Source organism: Amycolatopsis suaedae, from assembly GCF_004214935.1.
GTDB classification, from domain to species: Bacteria; Actinomycetota; Actinomycetes; order Mycobacteriales; family Pseudonocardiaceae; genus Amycolatopsis; species Amycolatopsis suaedae.
This window is the reverse complement of record NZ_SFCC01000009.1, coordinates 240,967-257,335: the sequence shown is the minus strand read 5'-3', so window position 1 is coordinate 257,335 and position 16,369 is coordinate 240,967. Positions and strand designations below refer to the sequence as shown.

General features: G+C 71.3%; 17 protein-coding genes. 6 read left to right on the top strand and 11 right to left on the bottom strand.

Translation table 11 applies throughout. From position 1 onward, the window contains the following. Nucleotides 1-38 precede the first annotated feature (38 nt). Nucleotides 39-383 carry a VOC family protein gene (locus EWH70_RS19430; protein ID WP_130476859.1) on the bottom strand — a complete coding sequence of 115 codons (345 nt, stop codon included), beginning with the start codon at nt 381-383 and terminating at the stop codon, nt 39-41. Between the two features lie 324 nt (nt 384-707). Here EWH70_RS19430 and EWH70_RS19425 point away from each other — a divergent pair, with 324 nt between their 5' ends. After that, on the top strand, nt 708-1,664 hold the full coding sequence (locus EWH70_RS19425; protein ID WP_240687076.1) for an aldo/keto reductase: 957 nt from the start codon (nt 708-710) through the stop codon (nt 1,662-1,664). Between the two features lie 62 nt (nt 1,665-1,726). Continuing rightward, nucleotides 1,727-2,986 (top strand): M14 family zinc carboxypeptidase, encoded by a 1,260-nt coding sequence (locus EWH70_RS19420; protein ID WP_130476858.1) that lies wholly within the window; start codon nt 1,727-1,729, stop codon nt 2,984-2,986. A gap of 40 nt (nt 2,987-3,026) precedes the next feature. On the opposite strand, the gene EWH70_RS19415 is transcribed toward EWH70_RS19420, so the two are convergent. The 4 genes from EWH70_RS19415 to EWH70_RS19400 all read right to left on the bottom strand — a co-directional run bounded on the left by EWH70_RS19415 (nt 3,027) and on the right by EWH70_RS19400 (nt 7,348). Continuing rightward, nucleotides 3,027-3,767 carry an MBL fold metallo-hydrolase gene (locus EWH70_RS19415; RefSeq protein ID WP_130476857.1) on the bottom strand — a complete coding sequence of 247 codons (741 nt, stop codon included), beginning with the start codon at nt 3,765-3,767 and terminating at the stop codon, nt 3,027-3,029. Nucleotides 3,768-3,786: 19 nt separating this feature from the next. Next, nucleotides 3,787-4,854 carry a methyltransferase domain-containing protein gene (locus EWH70_RS19410; protein ID WP_130476856.1) on the bottom strand — a complete coding sequence of 356 codons (1,068 nt, stop codon included), beginning with the start codon at nt 4,852-4,854 and terminating at the stop codon, nt 3,787-3,789. Nucleotides 4,855-5,088: 234 nt separating this feature from the next. Continuing rightward, nucleotides 5,089-5,943: a nitroreductase/quinone reductase family protein gene (locus EWH70_RS19405; protein ID WP_240687075.1), complete on the bottom strand. Its 855-nt coding sequence runs from the start codon at nt 5,941-5,943 to the stop codon at nt 5,089-5,091. A gap of 226 nt (nt 5,944-6,169) precedes the next feature. Next, nucleotides 6,170-7,348 carry a serine hydrolase domain-containing protein gene (locus EWH70_RS19400; RefSeq protein ID WP_130476854.1) on the bottom strand — a complete coding sequence of 393 codons (1,179 nt, stop codon included), beginning with the start codon at nt 7,346-7,348 and terminating at the stop codon, nt 6,170-6,172. 95 nt (nt 7,349-7,443) lie between these two features. Between EWH70_RS19400 and EWH70_RS19395 the strand changes: the two genes are divergently transcribed. Then, entirely contained in the window at nt 7,444-8,061 is a 618-nt protein-coding gene (locus EWH70_RS19395; RefSeq protein ID WP_130476853.1) for a TetR/AcrR family transcriptional regulator, read from the top strand. Here the strand turns inward: EWH70_RS19395 and EWH70_RS19390 are convergent. Then, complete coding sequence (locus EWH70_RS19390) at nt 8,034-8,537, bottom strand: 2'-5' RNA ligase family protein (protein ID WP_240687074.1); 504 nt, start codon at nt 8,535-8,537, stop codon at nt 8,034-8,036. The two genes, EWH70_RS19395 and EWH70_RS19390, sit on opposite strands and share 28 nt — an antisense overlap. 73 nt (nt 8,538-8,610) lie before the next feature. Between EWH70_RS19390 and EWH70_RS19385 the strand changes: the two genes are divergently transcribed. The 3 genes from EWH70_RS19385 to EWH70_RS19375 all read left to right on the top strand — a co-directional run bounded on the left by EWH70_RS19385 (nt 8,611) and on the right by EWH70_RS19375 (nt 11,771). Next, complete coding sequence (locus EWH70_RS19385) at nt 8,611-9,858, top strand: MFS transporter (RefSeq protein ID WP_240687073.1); 1,248 nt, start codon at nt 8,611-8,613, stop codon at nt 9,856-9,858. Further along, nucleotides 9,797-10,405, top strand: a complete 609-nt coding sequence (locus tag EWH70_RS19380) for a TetR/AcrR family transcriptional regulator (protein WP_240687072.1) — start codon at nt 9,797-9,799, stop codon at nt 10,403-10,405. The genes EWH70_RS19385 and EWH70_RS19380 overlap by 62 nt, the downstream gene beginning before the upstream one ends. Before the next feature lie 70 nt (nt 10,406-10,475). Next, complete coding sequence (locus EWH70_RS19375; RefSeq protein ID WP_165436335.1) at nt 10,476-11,771, top strand: alpha/beta hydrolase; 1,296 nt, start codon at nt 10,476-10,478, stop codon at nt 11,769-11,771. Nucleotides 11,772-11,783: 12 nt separating this feature from the next. Here EWH70_RS19375 and EWH70_RS19370 read toward each other — a convergent pair whose 3' ends face one another. From EWH70_RS19370 to EWH70_RS19350, 5 genes are all read right to left on the bottom strand, one after another. Then, complete coding sequence (locus tag EWH70_RS19370; RefSeq protein WP_130476970.1) at nt 11,784-13,304, bottom strand: MDR family MFS transporter; 1,521 nt, start codon at nt 13,302-13,304, stop codon at nt 11,784-11,786. Between the two features lie 85 nt (nt 13,305-13,389). Continuing rightward, on the bottom strand, nt 13,390-14,016 hold the full coding sequence (locus EWH70_RS19365) for a TetR/AcrR family transcriptional regulator (RefSeq protein WP_130476850.1): 627 nt from the start codon (nt 14,014-14,016) through the stop codon (nt 13,390-13,392). A 64-nt stretch (nt 14,017-14,080) separates the two neighbouring features. Next, a complete protein-coding gene (locus tag EWH70_RS19360; protein WP_130476849.1) occupies nt 14,081-14,749 on the bottom strand; it encodes a CE1759 family FMN reductase in 669 nt (222 codons plus the stop codon). Continuing rightward, nucleotides 14,746-15,147 (bottom strand): MarR family winged helix-turn-helix transcriptional regulator, encoded by a 402-nt coding sequence (locus EWH70_RS19355; RefSeq protein WP_240687071.1) that lies wholly within the window; start codon nt 15,145-15,147, stop codon nt 14,746-14,748. Before EWH70_RS19355 ends, EWH70_RS19360 begins: the two co-directional genes overlap by 4 nt. A gap of 32 nt (nt 15,148-15,179) precedes the next feature. Continuing rightward, on the bottom strand, nt 15,180-16,367 hold the full coding sequence (locus EWH70_RS19350; RefSeq protein WP_130476847.1) for an LLM class flavin-dependent oxidoreductase: 1,188 nt from the start codon (nt 16,365-16,367) through the stop codon (nt 15,180-15,182). Nucleotides 16,368-16,369 lie beyond the last annotated feature (2 nt).

The window sequence follows — 16,369 nt, the reverse complement described above, 5'->3', positions numbered from 1 at the left end:
AGAAGATCACGCGCGGGGCCGCACGGGCAAGACCGGGCTCACAGCTCCGTGTAGCAGCTGAGCTGGTTGCCGTCCGGGTCGGTGAACTCGAAGTACGCCACGGCGCCCTCGACCCGGATCAACTCGCCCACCGCCACACCGAGGGAGGCGATCCTGTCCCGCTCGGCCGCGGCATCGGCCACCCCGAGCCTGAGCACCCACTCCCCCGGCGCAGGCGCCGGTACCCGCATCAGCTGGAGCCAGCACCCGCCGAGGTCGTACTCGGCGACGCCGGGCACCGGCTCGTACTCCGGCGGGCCCAGCTCGAAGACCCGCTCGTACCATTTCCGCGCGGCGGCCAGCTCCGCCACCGCGACCCCCACGGTCACACCCGTCCGGTCCACGGCCGCCTCCCTTGATCCACTCGGGTCGGACCACGATACGGAGCCCGCGGGATCACGACGACCGCTCTGCCATCGATTTGCCAGCTATGGAGTTGTCAATCAGCACGGTTGTCCGCGGCGAACACAACTGACGTTACGGTCGTGGCCGGGGCGCGCCATCCGCATTTCGTCGACATCGGTATTCGACTTTGGTCTCAGACCGTCCGTCTCTTTCGCGACATCACCGATATCCGAAAGTCGGATGCCACCCGGCCGTGCCAAGGGCTGTACTTTGAGCAACCGCGTCCACACCGGCGGCGCGACCGAACGACGAGGAGACGAACGATGGTGACCACAATGGACATACCCGCGCCCCGTGCGCTGTACGGCTGCATGGGTCTCGGCGGTGCCTGGAACACGGAACCGTACGGACCCGCCGACATCGACGTCGCCGAGAAGGCCATCGGTGCCGCACTCGACGCGGGTATCACCGCGTTCGACCATGCCGACATCTACCGGCACGGCAAAGCCGAATCGGTGTTCGGCGAGGTGCTGGCCCGCGCGCCGGACCTGCGCGGGCGGATCCTGTTGCAGAGCAAGTGCGGAATTCAGCTGCCGGCCGGTGGCCGGGCCGGCTTCTACGACCTGCGTGGCGGCGGTCTGGAGGACCGTGTCGAGGAAAGCCTCGACCGTCTCCGTACCGACCACCTCGACGTACTGCTGCTGCACAGGCCCGATCCGCTGACACATCCGGACGCGGTCGCCGCGGCGGTGCGCAGGTTGCACGAGCAGGGCCTGATCCGGCACATCGGCGTCTCCAACATGAGCGGCGCGCAGATCGCCGCCCTGCAGGCGCGGCTCGACCTGCCGATCGTCGCCAACCAGCTGGAGATGAGCCTGTCCAGGCGGGACTGGGTGGAGTCGGGTGTGCTGGTCAACACCACGCAGGCGACGGCGAACGGCTTCCCGCACGGGACGGTCGAGCACTGCATCGACACCGGTGTCCAGTTGCAGGCGTGGGGAGCGCTCGCGCAGGGCCGCTACACGGGCAACGAGCAGACACCGGCCGAGCGGGCCACGGCGGAACTGGTCCGCCGGCTGGCCCGGGAGAAGGACACCACACCCGAGACGATCGTCCTGTGGTGGCTGCAGCGGCACCCAGCCGCGATCGCCCCGGTCATCGGGAGCACGAACCCGAGCCGGATCGTCGCCTGCGGCGACGCGGTCCGGCGTAAGCCGATCCTCTCCCACGAGGAGTGGTACGACCTCTGGGTGGCGGCCCGCGATGAACCACTTCCGTGAGAACCGGGCAGGGCAGGACGAAATGTTCCTTTTCTTGCTTAAGCTAACTAACATCATGGGGTATGCGCCCACGCAGACTCCCCACCCTCGCCGTCCTCGTCCTGTCCGGCATGGCTCTGGCCGGAGGCACCACGCCCGCTGTCGCCGTACCCGACGACGGCCTGAATGTCACCTCGGTGGCGTGCAGCGAAGCACCCCGCGAACTGCCGATCAACGAGTTCACCGACCACCGTGAGCTGGGAATCGAGCTGGACCGGATCGAACGGGTCAGCGGCGGCAAGGTCCAGGTCGAGCAGGCCGGCCGCAGCAACCGCGGCCGGGAGATCTACACCGCTCGCGTCGGGACCGGCCGCAAGGCCGTCCTGCTGACCAGTGAGATCCACGGCAACGAGAAGACCGGCACCGACGCGATCCTGGACCTGCTGGACTGGGTCGGCACGAGCGACTCGGCCAAGGCGAGGAAGTGGCGCAGCGAGCTGACCATCGTCGCCATTCCGAAGATGAACCCGGACGGCGCCGAACTCGACCGGCGCGGCAACGACATGACCTGGCAGGAGGTGACCGCCCGGCACCCGCAGCTGCGCGGTGCGCAGCCGGCCTGGAACTACTACACCACCCCACGGCAAGGTGACGACTACGCCGTCCGGCCCGGGTTCGACATCAACCGCGACTACAACCCGGACCTGAACTACGTGCCACGCAAGGAGGACCTGCCGGGTCACTCCGCGCAGACCGGCTGGTACCTGTCGCCGGAGACGTCCCTCGTGCGTGACGTCTACCGGGGCCTGACCGCCGAGTTCGGCAAGGTGGACACCTACGTCGACCTGCACCACCAGGGTGCCTGCTTCGTGATGCCGGACGACCCCGACGAGTTCGTCACGTTGTCGATCTCGGGCAAGTTCGTCGACGACCCGGCGACCACACCAGGATTGGAGAAGTATGCGAGGAACTACGACCTGACCTACTCCAAGCAGCTCAACGTCGCCGTGAACAACGCACTGCAGGGCGCGGCCAACAACCGGCCGGTGTTCGGCAACGTGACGCTGTACCCGCAGGACACCAACCTGCCCGGTACCGGGCTGGGCTCGTTCGCCCTCAACGGCAGCGGAACGGTGTTGTTCGAGGTACGCGGGCAGACGCAGACCCTGGGGCAGAAACACCGTGCGGTGCTGACGAGGTCGGTCTACATCGGACTGGACGGCATGCTGTCCGCGGTCGCCAGCGGCCAGGTGCGCAAGCTGAACCCCGCCGACTACGACCGGATCCCGCCTCGCGGACCCAACGTGGGAACCGGCGCCGAGGAAGCCCGCGTGGACTTCTGACCACGCGGCCGGCCCGGCGCCGGGGACGCCGCGGGCCCGTTCAGGTGCCCGCGGCGCGCTCCCGTGCGGTGGCGACGGCTTCGGCGAGCGATCCCCGCCACGGCAGGCCGTGACCGGGCAGCACCAGGTCGGCGTCGAGGCCGTCGAGGACGTCCAGGGCCGCGAGCGCTTCGTCCGGTGAGTGGGCGAAGAACCCGGGCAGCAGTTGCGGGCCGTGCCGGCGGGTGAGCGGGTGGCCGGTGACCAGCGCGTCGCCGGTGGCGACCGCACCGGCGGCGGGCAGGTGGTACGCGCTGTGGCCGGAGGTGTGGCCGTGGCAGGTGACCGGGACCGGCCGGCCGGGCAGGTCCAGCGGGCCGTCGGCGGGAAACGGCCGCGCGTGCGGGACCGACGTGTGCCGGAGCGCGCCGGCCCGGATGATCCGCGCGCTCCAGGCGAGCACGGCAGGGCGCCAGGCCCGTCTGGCGACGTCCAGTGGCGTCGCCTGCTCCAGGCGGCCGTCGCGGGCGTGCGGCACCTCGGCGGGGTCCATGTACACCGGTGTCCCGTAGCGGTCGTGGAAGTGGTTCAGCGCGCCCAGGTGATCCAGGTGGGCGTGGGTCAGCAGGATCGCCCGGATGTCCTCGGGGCGGCGGCCGAGGGCGCGGATGGACCGTTCGACGGCGGGCAGGTCGCCCCGCCAGCCGCCGTCGATCAGGGTCAGGTCACTGCCTTCGCGGACCAGCACCCAATTGACGTCGGTTCCGCCCACGCAGAAGACGTCCTTCGCCACCTCGCGCACACCGGCCTCCTCGGGTCGTTCACGGCACCGGCTCCAGTGTGACAACCTCCGGGTGCGCCCCGGACAGGCTGACGGCCCGGCGCGCCACGGGCGTCAGCCCGTGCGTGGCCGCGCCGGCCAGCAGCGCCGCCGCGTCCGGGACGAGCAGCACGGCCCGGCCGTCCGGGCGCAGCACCCGGCGCAGCTCGGTCCAGAACCTCGGCGGCCGCCGGGCCAGTGTGCCCGCCGGTGACACCTGCCGTCCCCACGGCGGATTGGTCACCACCAGGTCGACCGAGCCGGACGCCACGGGCAGCCTGCCCGCGTCGGCCAGCGTCCACGCGACGGCCGTGCCCACACCGTTCGCCGCCGCGGCCGCCACGGCCGCCGGGTTCACATCACCGGCCACAATGGACAAAGCCGTCCCCGACCGCGCGGCTTCGACGGCGACGGTTCCCACCCCGCAGCAGGGATCCAGCAGGCGGGCCCCGTCGAACGGGCCGGCCAGCCGCACCATCGCGGCCGCCAGCGGCGGATGCAACGCGCCGGGCAGCGACACCCGGCGGTACCGCCTGCGGTGCAACGGCCGCCGGCCGATCCGCAGTGCCAGCAGCGCGCGGTCGCCGGTGAGGGTGACCCGCCAGGCCAGAGTGTCCGCCGGGGGCGCGACGCCGGCCCGCCTGCTGTGGTACGGCAGGCCGAGCGCGGTGGCCAGCGGTTCGCCGACCGCGTCCTCCACGTCGTACCGGGTGAAGTTGCGCCTGCCCAGAAACGACGCCGACACGTCGACCGCCACCGCACCGGCGGGCCGCCCGGCGCACCGGGCCCGGGTCGCCAGCAACTCGGGCACCGGCACGGACTTCACGGCGTCGGCCAGCAGCCGCAGGCCGGACCGGGCCCGGCCCACGCCGTGCACCACGGTGCCGACCAGGAACACGTCGTCGGCACAACGCAGGTCCAGCACCCCCGGTCCGGGATCGGGGCAGCGGAACCACACCTCACGGTGGTCCAGCTGTTCTACCGTGCCCAGTCCCCGATCCCGGACCTCCCCGGCCAGTACCCGCTCGATTCCCCGCACCGTCCGCGCCACCAGGCGCGTGGCCGTCACCAGGCGACGACGGTGCCAGGACGTGGAGTGTCCCCGGCGTGCGGGCACGCCGGTACGAACGAGATCACGTTGATCTTCTCCTCGTCGCGACTCGGAGCGGAATGTCGCCGCTCCGCATCGCCGGCGAGGGGTTTCCGCAACCCGCCGGCGGTCGCGTCAGACTCGGAAGAAGAAGTTCATGCCCGCAAGGCTAGCGACGGGCGCAACCGGATTCCGGCCACACGGGCCCGGCACCTACAGGTCCGGTGCCGGGCCCATCGCGTTGAGCCGGCCGAGCACGGTCCGCTCCTCGTAGTCGAAGTGCGCCTCCAGCTCGTCGGCCAGCCGGTTCAGTTCTGCCCGCAACCGGTGCGGATCGCTCTGACCCGGCACGTACTCCTCGGTGAGCCGCCGGATGTCGGCCTGCAACGCGGCGACCACCTTGTGCTCCTCACCGAGCCGGGTCAGTTCCGGCTCCAGCTCGGGATGTGCCGCGGCCAGCATCGGAAACGCTCCCCTGTCCTCCCCGGTGTGGTGCTGTTCCAGCGCACCGCAGAACTCCCGGCAGTGCAGCCGCAGCTGCTGCCGGAGGCCGGCACCGTCGACGGCCCGGTCCGCCTCCCGCCGCAGCTCCGCCAGCTCGGCACGCAGCCAGTCGTGTGCCTCCCGCAGGAAGTCACCCAGGCCCCGCACCCGGGTCAGCGTGACCACCGGCAACGGCCGCGCCGTGTTCGCCTGGTACTCCCCCATGCTCGCGTCCTGCGCGACCACGTCGGCGAACAACGCCTCGCGGCGCGCCCCGGACGTCACGGCCGCGGTCGCCCGGTAGGTGTCGGTACCGGTCTCCACGACGACGTCCGGATTCGCCCGGACGTTGTGGTACCAGGCCGGATTCACGTCCGACCCCATCGCCGACGCGACGACCAGCGGCTGCCCGCCGACCTCGAAATAGCCCAGCACGCTCTCCCGCCGCAGCCCCGTCCTGGCTCCGGTGGTGGTCAGCACACACAGCCGGTAGCCCTCGAACATCCCGCCGACCCTGCCGTCGTTGGCACGGAACTCGGCGATGATCCCGCGCTGGAACGCCCGCGGGTCGAAATCCTCGGTCAAATCAATCCTTTCGGTGTCGACGTGACCGGGCACGACAAAGCCCCGCAGGCTGCCTGACGACATGGAGACACACCGGATCAACACTGGTGTGAAAGGGAAGCCATACGGAACACGGCCTTGCCGTGTCCGGATCACTGGTGGCTCAGAAAGCCGTAACCTCCATGCGTAGGCCCATACGGGGCACGCGCTGAGGCTACCAACACCGGCACCGCGACCGCAACGGCGCTCAGTCGTCCAAAGCGGCGTACGCCAGCTCCCAGAAGTCCCTGATGAGCCCGGGCGTGTCCGCCGTGTCCTGCGCCACCTGGGTCAGCAGCACACCGCTGAGCTGCCGCGCGGGATCGACCTGAACCGACGTGCCGAGGCCACCGTCCCACCCGAACTGTCCGACGGAGGCGGCACCACGGCGGATGGTCCGGACCCCCAGCCCGAACCCGAAACCACCGTGGTCGCCGAACAACTCCGGGAATCTGTCCTTCTCCTCTTTCTGTTCCGGCGTCAGCTGATCGGTGGTCATCTGCCGCACGGACTCCTCCGACAGGATCCGGACCGCGCCGCGCCTGCCGCCGTTCAGCAGCATCTGCGTGAAGACGTGGTAGTCGTCCACTGTGGACACCAGACCGTCGCCGCCGACCTGGAACGGTGGCGGGCTGCTGTACTTGCCGCCGGCGGCCGGGTCCCACACCACCAGCTCGCCGGTGTCCGGGTCGTGCGCGTAGCTGGTCGGCAACCTGCCGATCTTGCCGGCGGGTACGTGGAAACCGGTGTCGACCATGCCCAGCGGCCCGAACACCCGCTCGGCGAGGAAATCTCCGAACGTCCCGCCGGTCACCCTGGCCACCAGCACACCGAGCACGTCGGACCCGGTGTTGTACAGCCATCGCTGCCCGGGCTGGCACATCAGCGGCAGGCTGCCGAGCCTGCGCAGCCACTCGTCGGGATCCAGCGCCGCGGGTGACGTGCCGTCGCTGCCGATGCCCAGCTCCGCCATGGCCCGCTGGATCGGGTAGGTGCCCGGCGGTGCGATCACCATGCCGAACCCCCAGGTGAACGTCAGCAGGTCGCGCACGGTCACCTCGCGGCGGGCGGGCACGGTGTCGTCGAGCTCGGCGTCGATGCCGCGCAGGACCCGCCGGCCGGCCAGCTCGGGCAGCCAGCGCCGCACCGGATCGTCCAGCCGCAGCCGCCCGTCCTCCACCAGCCGCAGCACCGCGGTGGCGGTGACCGGCTTCGTCGCCGAGGCCATGCGGAAGATCGTGTCCCTGCGCATCGGCTCACCCCCACCGGCATGCAACGTGCCCAGCACCTCGACGTGCGGCTCCCCCTTGACGGCGACCAGCGCCACCACGCCGGGGAACGCACCCGAGCCCACCGCCTCGGTCAGCCGTTCGTGCAACGCGTTCATCTCGACCCCCAGTCATATTCTGTGTTGACTGACATAGAAGCAGACGGACAGCACATCCGCTAGCCTTCGACACAGATCGACCACCAGGAGGACCGATGCCGACCCGTCGCGCCGAGACGAGCCAGGAAAGCCGCAGGCTGCTGATCGAGGCCGCCGTCACGGCGTTCGGCGACCGCGGCTACCGGCAGACCACCGTCGCCGACATCGCCGACCTGGCCGGCATCAGCCGCGGCTCCATCCCGTGGCACTTCGGCAGCAAGGAAGGCCTGCTGCTGGCCGCGGTCGAGCACACCTTCGGCCGGACCATCGACACGTTCCCCCAGCCACAGCGCCCCGGCCCGGACGGGCTGGCCGACCTCACCGGCCGGATCTCCGCCTTCGTCCGGCTTCCCGTCACCAAACTGCTGATCAGCCTGCTGGCCGATGCCATGGACCCGGACTCGCCGATTCACGGCCAGTACGTCGACCTGCACCGGGCCATCCGCCGGCACGCCGCCGACTGGGCCGAGACGAGCCTCGCCACCCACGAACTGCCCGACGGGACGACCCCCGACGACATCGGCACCCTGCTGCTCGGCGCCGCCATCGGGATCCACCTGCAGTGGCGGGTGGCCCCCGGCGATGTCGACCTCGACCGCGCCTTCGAGACCCTGAACCGGGTCGTCGGCGCCGCGCTGACGCCCCGTCAGGCCAGCGGGAACGCGGCGAGCTGATCGAACCGGGGCCGCCCCGGCGCCGACCTGTCGGCCAGCAGCTCGACGGTGCCCGCCGTCCACTCGGCGGCGACCGGCTGACCGGCCAGCGCGGCCGGGACACGCCCGCGGGCCAGCACGACGTCGGCCTGGAACGGCTGCGGATGGGTCACCGGGACCAGCGGCTCGGTCGCGGCGAACACCACGTCCGCCAGCTCGTCCAGCCCGGCCACCGGCGCGCCCAGCCACTGGCCGCCGATCCGCCTGGTGACCGGTCCCAGCACACACCGGACGGGCCCGGCACCGGCCAGTTCGGCGGCGAGCACGTCCACGAGCGGCCCGGTCACGTGCTCGGGCACGTGACCGAGCGGACGTAGCGTCACCAGCCACTGCCCGGGCGCCGACCAGTTCACCCGCGACGCGGGCTCGCGCGGCAGCCGCCGCAGCACGTCACACACCCGCGACGGCGGCCGGATCGCCACCGACAGCCTGGTCACCGCACCTCCCTGTGGCCGAGCCCACATCGTCACACGTTTGCCCTCCGGCCGTCACCGGGACAAACTCTAACGAGTGTTCAATTTTATCCGGAGCAACCCGTACCGTGAGCTGTTCGCCGCCCGCGGCTCACTGGCGTTCACGGCGGCGGCCTTCGTCGCCCGGACCGCGATGCCCATGACCGGCATCGGGATCATCACGATGCTGTCGCAGCTGCGCGGCGAGTACGGCCTGGCCGGAGCCGTCGCCGCGGCCTTCACCCTGTCCCTCGCGGTCGCCGGGCCGCAGGTCTCCCGGCTGGTCGACCGGCGCGGCCAGGCCCGGATCCTGTTGCCGGCCACCGGGATCAGCGTGGCCGCGCTCGGCGGCCTGCTGCTGTGCGCCCGCTACGACGCGCCCGCCTGGACGCTGTTCGTCCTCGCCGTCGCGGCCGGCTGCATGCCGAATCTGGCGGCGATGGTCCGCGCCCGCTGGTCGCGGCTGTACCAGGACTCGCCGCGGCTGCACACGGCCTTCGCGTTCGAGTCCGTTGTGGACGAACTGACCTACGTGGTCGGCCCGGCCCTGTCCGTCGCGCTCAGCACCGTGGTCTTTCCGGAGGCCGGCCCGCTGGTGGCCGCCGCCCTGCTGACGCTGGGGGCGCTGCTGTTCGCCGCGCAACGCGGCACCGAACCCGCCGTGGTTCCGGCCCGCCGCGACGCCACCCGCTCGCCGATCACCTCGGCGCCGCTGGTGGTCCTGGTGCTGATCCTGGCAGGCGGCGGCACCATCGTCGGCACGGTCGACGTCGTCAGCGTCGCCTTCGCCGAGCACCAGGGCAACGGTGCGGCAGCCGGCATCGTCCTGTCGGTGTACGCGGTGGGCTCGGCACTGTCCGGGCTCGTGTTCGGGGCACGCCGGCCGCCGTGGCCGCTGCCGCGGCTGCTGCTGGCCGGGGTCGCCGGGACGGCGCTGACCACGCTGCCGCTGCTGGCGGTGGACGGCATCGCCACGCTGTCGGTCGCGGTGTTCCTCGCCGGGGTGTTCTTCGCGCCGACCATGATCGTGGTGATGGGCCTGGTCGAGCGGATCGTGCCGGCTTCCGCGCTGACCGAGGGCATGACCTGGGCGATCACCGGCCTCAACGTCGGCGTCGCGCTCGGTGCGGCGGTGTCCGGCGCCGCGGTGGACGGGTACGGCCCGGCGGGCGGCTTCGCCGTCGCCATCGCGGCGGGAGCGGCGGCGCTGCTGATCGCGGTGGCCGGTTACCGGGTGCTCGCCGGTGCGTATTCTCGGGCCGCCGAACCGGACCGGGAGTGCCACGCTGAACGAGCCGACGACTGACGGGCGCCGCCTCAAGGGCGAACGCCGCAAGCGGGAACTGATCGAGGCCACCCTGCGCGTCGTCGCGCGTGACGGCGTCGCGGGGGTCAGCCACCGGACGGTGGCCAGGGAGGCCGGCCAGCCGGCCACCGCCGCCGCGTACTACTTCAAGAGCATCGACGATCTGCTCACCGCGGCGCTGACCAGCTGCATGGACGCCGACGCCGAGCGGATGCGTGTGCTGGCTGCCGAGGCGGACGGCGGCGCGGACAGCCTGCGCGCGCTCGCCCGCCTGATGGCCGAGGTGGTCCGCGAACCCGCCCACCTGCTTGCCGAGTTCGAGCTGTACCTGCTGGCCGCGCGGGACACCGCCCTGCGCCCGTCCACGCAACGCTGGCTGGCCGCGGTGGCCGACTTCGCCGGGCGCTACACCGACGACCCCGCGCTCGTAGCGGCCGTCGTCGGCGCCGTCGACGGCCTGCTGATGCAGGCCCTGCTGACCGACCGGCCACCGTCCGCGCAGCAGTTCGAAGCGATCCTGCGGGCGTTGCTGCCCTGCGCGGACTGACCGGACCCGCCCTCCTGCTTCCGGAGGAGGTGGTCCGGCCCGCCGGCGGATGCGGGCACCCCGCGCCGCCGTGAACGTGCCGGTGGACCACCGCGAGCCGGACGGCGAACGGCTGTCGATGGCCGTGGCCCGCCGCACGGCAGGCGACCCGGCCGCCCGGGTGGGCACGCTGGTCTACCTGCCCGCGGGGCCGGGTAGCTCGGGCGTGCAGGCGGTCACCGACGACGCGATCTTCCGGCTGGTGTTCCCGCCCGAGGTGGCGCGCCGGTTCGACATCGTCGGGTTCGACCCGCGCGGGGTCGGCCGCAGTAACCCGGTGGTGTGCGATCCCGCGGTGGTCGCCCGGCTGCAGCAGCTGCCCGAACCCGCCGACCAGGCGGGGTTCGACCGGCTGCTGGCCACGCAGGCCGACGTCGGCGCGGACTGCCGCCGCCGCACCGGCCCGGTGTTCGACCACCTCGACAGCAACGACATCGCCAGGGACGTCGACGCGCTGCGGGCGGCACTCGGCGAGTCCACGATCAACCTGTACGGCCTGTCCTACGGCACGGTGCACGGGCAGATGTACGCCGAGCGGTTCCCGGACCGCATCCGCACGCTGATCCTCGACGCCGTGTTCGACCACAGCGTCGACTCCGACACGTTCGCCCGCACCGGCGCCGTGGCCGCGCAGGAGTCGTTCGGCCAGTTCGTCGCCTGGTGCGACCGCACGCCGGACTGCGCGCTGCACGGCACCGACGTCCGCGCGACGGTCGCCGCGTTGTTCACCAGGGCGGAGCAGGGCAGCCTGCCCGACCCCGACGACCCCGCACGCCCGCTCACCCCGTCCGGGCTCACCAGCCGGATCGTCTCGCCGCTGACCCGGCCGGACCTGCCCGGCGTGGCCGCCGACATCGCCAGGCTCTCCGGCGGAACGGCCGGGCAGCCCCGGACGGTGGCCGCAGGCGAACCGATCCGGCTGCCGATCTACCTGTCGTGTGCGGACAACGTCAACCGCACCCGGTCGTTCGCCGCGGCGCAGCGCCTGCGGGAACAGTCCCGGCGGCTGGCCCCGGACATGCGGGAGTCCGCGTTCGAGATCGCGTCACTGTGCATCAACCCGCCGGTGCCCGCGACCAACCCGCAACGCAGGCTGCACGCACCGGCCGCGCCGCCGGTCCTGGTGCTCAACGCCCGCTACGACGCCTCGACGCCGCACGCGGGTGCGGTCCGGGTGGCCCGGCAGCTGCCCAGGGCGACGCTGCTGACCTACGACGGCATGGGGCACGGCGCCGCGACGCGGACACCGTGCACCAGGGACGCCGTGCTGCGTTACCTCACCGACCGGGTCCTGCCCTCACCCGGCGCGCACTGCCCCGCCGGGTGAGGACGGCCCGGCCTACTGGGCGGACTCGGCGGCGAGCCGCTCCGCGCCGCTCTGGGTCTTCAGCGGGATCTGCCGGATGAACAGCAGCACCACGAACGCCAGCACGGCGATCGGTGCGCCGATCAGGAAGATCTCGCTGGTGGCCTCGCCGTAGGCGTCGCGGATCACGGTCGCCACCGGCTCGGGCAGCGTGGCGAGGTTCGGCACGGCGTGTGAGCCGCCCCCGCCGGTCTCCGGCATCGGGATGCCGAGCCCTTCGGCGGTGAGCGTCCCGACCCGGCTGGCCAGCACGGCACCCAGCGCGCTCACCCCGATCGATCCGCCGAGGCTGCGGAAGAACGACAGTGTCGACGTCGCCGTGCCCAGGTCGGTGACCGGCACGTCGTTCTGCGCCACCAGCACCAGGTTCTGCATCAGCAGACCGATGCCGACACCGAGCACCACCATGTAGACGCTGAGCAGCAGCACCGGCGTGTGTGCGTCGATCGTGCCGAACAGCAGCAGACCCGCGACCAGCAGGATGCCGCCCAGCAGCACGTGTGCCCGCCAGACGCCGGTGCGGCTGATCAGCTGACCGGACACAGTGGACGACACGAGCAGGCCGAAGATCATCGGCAGGCTCAGCAGGCCCGCCTCCGTCGGCGACTTGCCCAGCGACAGCTGGAAGTACTGGGACAGGAACACCGTCCCGGCGAACATGGCGGTACCGACCAGGAAGCTGGCCAGCGTGGTCAGCGTGACCGTCCGGTTGCGGAACAGCCGCAGCGGCAGGATCGGCTCCGGCACCCGCGACTCGACGTACAACGCCGCACCCAGCAGCGCCAGGCCGCCGGCGACCAGCGCCGCCGTCTGCCAGGAACCCCACTCGAACTGGTGACCGGCCAGCGACGACCACACCAGCAGCACCGACACGCCGCTCATGAGCAGCGCGGCGCCGAGGTAGTCGACCCGCACCTCCTTGCGCACGGTCGGCAGGTTCAGCGTCCGCTGCAGCAGGACGATCGCCGCCAGGGCCAGCGGCACACCGAGGAAGAAGCACCAGCGCCAGCCCAGCCACGACGTGTCCACCATGAGACCGCCGATGAGCGGCCCGGCGACGGTGCCGACGGCGAACACGGCGCCGAAGACGCCGTTGTACTTGCCCAGTTCACGGGGCGAGACGATGAGCGCCAGGATGATCGGGGCCAGCGCCGTGAGGCCGCCGGCGCCGACGCCCTGCGCGATCCGGCTGCCGATCAGGACCTCGATGCTGGTCGAGAACCCGGCCACCAGCGAACCGACGACGAACAGCGCCAGCGACAACTGCACCAGCAGCTTCTTGTTGTACAGGTCGGCGAGCTTGCCCCACAACGGCACGGTCGCCGTCATCGCCAGCAGCTCGGTGGTGACCACCCAGGTGTAGGACGACTGGGAGCCGCCGAGCTCGGACACGATGCGCGGCAGCGCGTTGGCCACCACGGTCGAGGCCAGGATGGCCACGAACATGCCCATGAGCAGGCCGGAGAAGGCCTGGAGCACTCCCGTTCTGTTCATCTGCTGCCCGGATCTCTCCGGGCTCTCTGCGGTAACGCTCACGAAAACCCCTTCATACTGCGGAGAACTCCTAGACGTCGCCGGATCACGACGCGGGATCGGGTGCCGGCAGGCCGGCGGTGAGGCAGGCGAACGCCTCGTCGAGCAGGCCGGAAAGCGACGACTTCCCGTCGGCGATCTGCCACTGGCGGACCGCCGTCGTCGTCGCGCCGTGGACCGCGGACAGCACCAGCCGCGGGTACAGGTGCCGCACCGGGTCGAGCCCGGTCCGGGTGGCGACGGCCGCCAGCAGCGCCTCCTCGCTGGGCGCCTGGGCGACCAGGATGCGGGCCAGCAGCGCCGGGTTGTCGGCCACGACCTTCATCCGGATCAGCCATTCCTCGGGATCGTCCTCGATCGCCATGACCGCCGGCCGCATCGCCTCGGCCAGCGCCGGGACGGGCGCGACACCGGCCGGCATGGCCAGGAACCGCTCGACGACCTCGCGGTTGCGCTCCTCGACGTCGGGATAGGGCGAGAGCAGCGCGTCCTCCTTCGACGCGAAGTAGTTGAAGAACGTGCGTGGTGAGACACCGGCGGCGGCGCTGATGTCCTCGACCGTCACCTCGTCGATCCCCCGCTCGGCCACCAGGCGCAGGGTGGCGGACACGAGTTCACGGCGGGTGGCGGCCTTCTTCCGTTCCCGCAGACCGGTTACCTGTTCGGACACCATTCCTGTGTAGCAAGAAAATTGCAGAGCCTGCAAACTTGCAGGCTCTGCAACTTCGTGGTCTTGATCACAGTGCCGGCCGGCCGCCTGCCGCCAGCCGCATGAGGTCGGAGTCGAGATCGATGTCGACCTCCGTCCCGCCCGCGCTGCCGAACTCGTGCTGGTAGCTGTGCCAGGACTCGTCCCGCACCTGCTTGGCGAACCCGCTCTCCATCAGCAGCACCAGCTCGAACGCGGCGCGGTCGACGCGCTTGTTCAGCGCCGGGTCGCCCCAGTCCTCCGTGGAGGCGAACAGCGACGTCGGCACGGTCGTGGTGCGCAGGTAGGCGAACAGCGAGCGCAGCTGCTCGTCGACGACCAGGGCGTGCCGGGCGGTGCCCGCGGTGGCGGCGAGCACGACCGGCTTGGCGATCAGCAGGTCGTTGTCCAGCACCTGGAAGAACGAGGTGAACAACCCGCTGGGCCCGGCCTTGTAGACCGGGGTGCTGACCACGATGCCGTCGGCCGCACCAAGGGCCTCCACCGCCTTCGCCAGCTTCGGCCCGGTCAGCTGGGACACCAGCGCGGTGGTGATCTCACCGGCGATCTCCCGCAGGTCGATCACCCGCACCCGCACCGGCTCGCCCCGCTTGTCCGCGATCGCGCCGACCCGCTGGGCGACGCGGTCGGCCAGCATCCTCGTCGACGACGGGTCGCCCGTTCCCGCTGTGACGACCACCAGGTCGAAGCCGCTCATGAGTCCTCTCCGTTCTGTGCCGCCAGCTTGCGGCCGATCGATTCCAGCTGTGCGATCTCCTCGGGCGTCAGCCGCCCCGCGACGGCCCGCGCCACCCCGCGGGCGTGCTGCCTGCCGATCTCCCGCTGCGTCCGCGCGCCGGCCTCGGTCAGCCGGAGCAGCACCCCCCGGCCGTCGGCGGGATCGGTGTCCCGCGCGACGAACCCGCGGGCCACCAGCCGGTCGACCATGCGGGACAGCGCGGGCTGGCTGAGCAGCACATGCCGGTTCAGCTCGCCGATCCGCACCGGATCGTCGCATTTGGACAGTGTGTAGAGCACGTCGTACTCCCGCATGGACACGTCCCGCCAGATCGCCTCGGCGGCGAACTGCTTCATCAGCACGGCGTAGGCGGACATCAGTGCCTCCCACGCGTTGTTGGCCAGCGCCATCACAGGCTCGGGTAGCTCGCCCGGACCTCCGGGGCGGTGTCCTGGTACGGCGACGCCCCGGTCACGTTGTCGCCGCGGTTGGCGTTCGGCCTGGGCTGCCGCGGCGGGGTGTCGCCGTACTTGGCCTTGACCAGGCCGGCGTGGGTCGGCGCGTCCGGCACCTCGGGGTCGCGGCGGGCGGCCAGTTCCTTGCGCAGGGTCGGGACGACCTCGCCGCCGAGCAGCTCCAGCTGGTCCAGGACGGTCCCCAGCGGCAGGCCGGCGTGGTCCATCAGGAACATCTGCCGCTGGTAGTCGCCGAAGTGCTCGCGGAAGGTCAGCGTCTTGTCGATGACCTCCTGCGGGCTGCCCACCGACAGCGGCGTCATCTCCATGAAGTCCTCCATGGACGGCCCGTGCCCGTAGACCGGTGCCTCGTCGAAGTACGGCCGGAAGTCACGCTTGGCGTCCTGGGACCGGCGGGCGATGTAGGCCTGTCCGCCGAGCCCGACGATGGCCTGCTTCTCGGTGCCGTGGCCGTAGTGGGCGTAGCGCTGCCGGTAGAACCGGATCAGGCGCATGTAGTGCTCCTTGGGCCAGAAGATGTTGTTGGCGAAGAATCCGTCGCCGTAGTACGCGGCCTGCTCGGCGATCTCCGGGGTGCGGATCGAGCCGTGCCAGACGAACGGCGGCACGTCGTCCAGCGGGCGCGGGGTCGAGGTGAAGCCCTGCAGTGGCGTGCGGAAATTGCCTTCCCAGTCCACGACGTCCTCCCGCCACAGCCGGTGCAGCAGGTTGTAGTTCTCCAGCGCCAGCGGCAGGCCCTGGCGGATGTCCTGGCCGAACCACGGGTACACCGGCGCGGTGTTGCCGCGGCCGAGCATGAGGTCCATCCGACCCTTGGAAAGGTGCTGGAGCAGCGCGTACTCCTCGGCGATGCGCACCGGGTCGTTGGTCGTGATCAGCGTCGTCGAGGTCGACACGACCAGTCGCTTGGTGGTCGCCGCGATGTAGGACAGCAGCGTTGAGGGCGCCGACGACACGAACGGTGGATTGTGGTGCTCGCCGATGGCGAAGACGTCCATCCCCACCTCTTCGGTCTTCTGCGCGATCCGCACGAGCGCGTCGATCCGGTCGGCTTCGCTCGGCGTCTCGCCCGACACCGGGTCCCTGGTGATGTCGCTGACGGAGAACACTCCGAACTGCATGA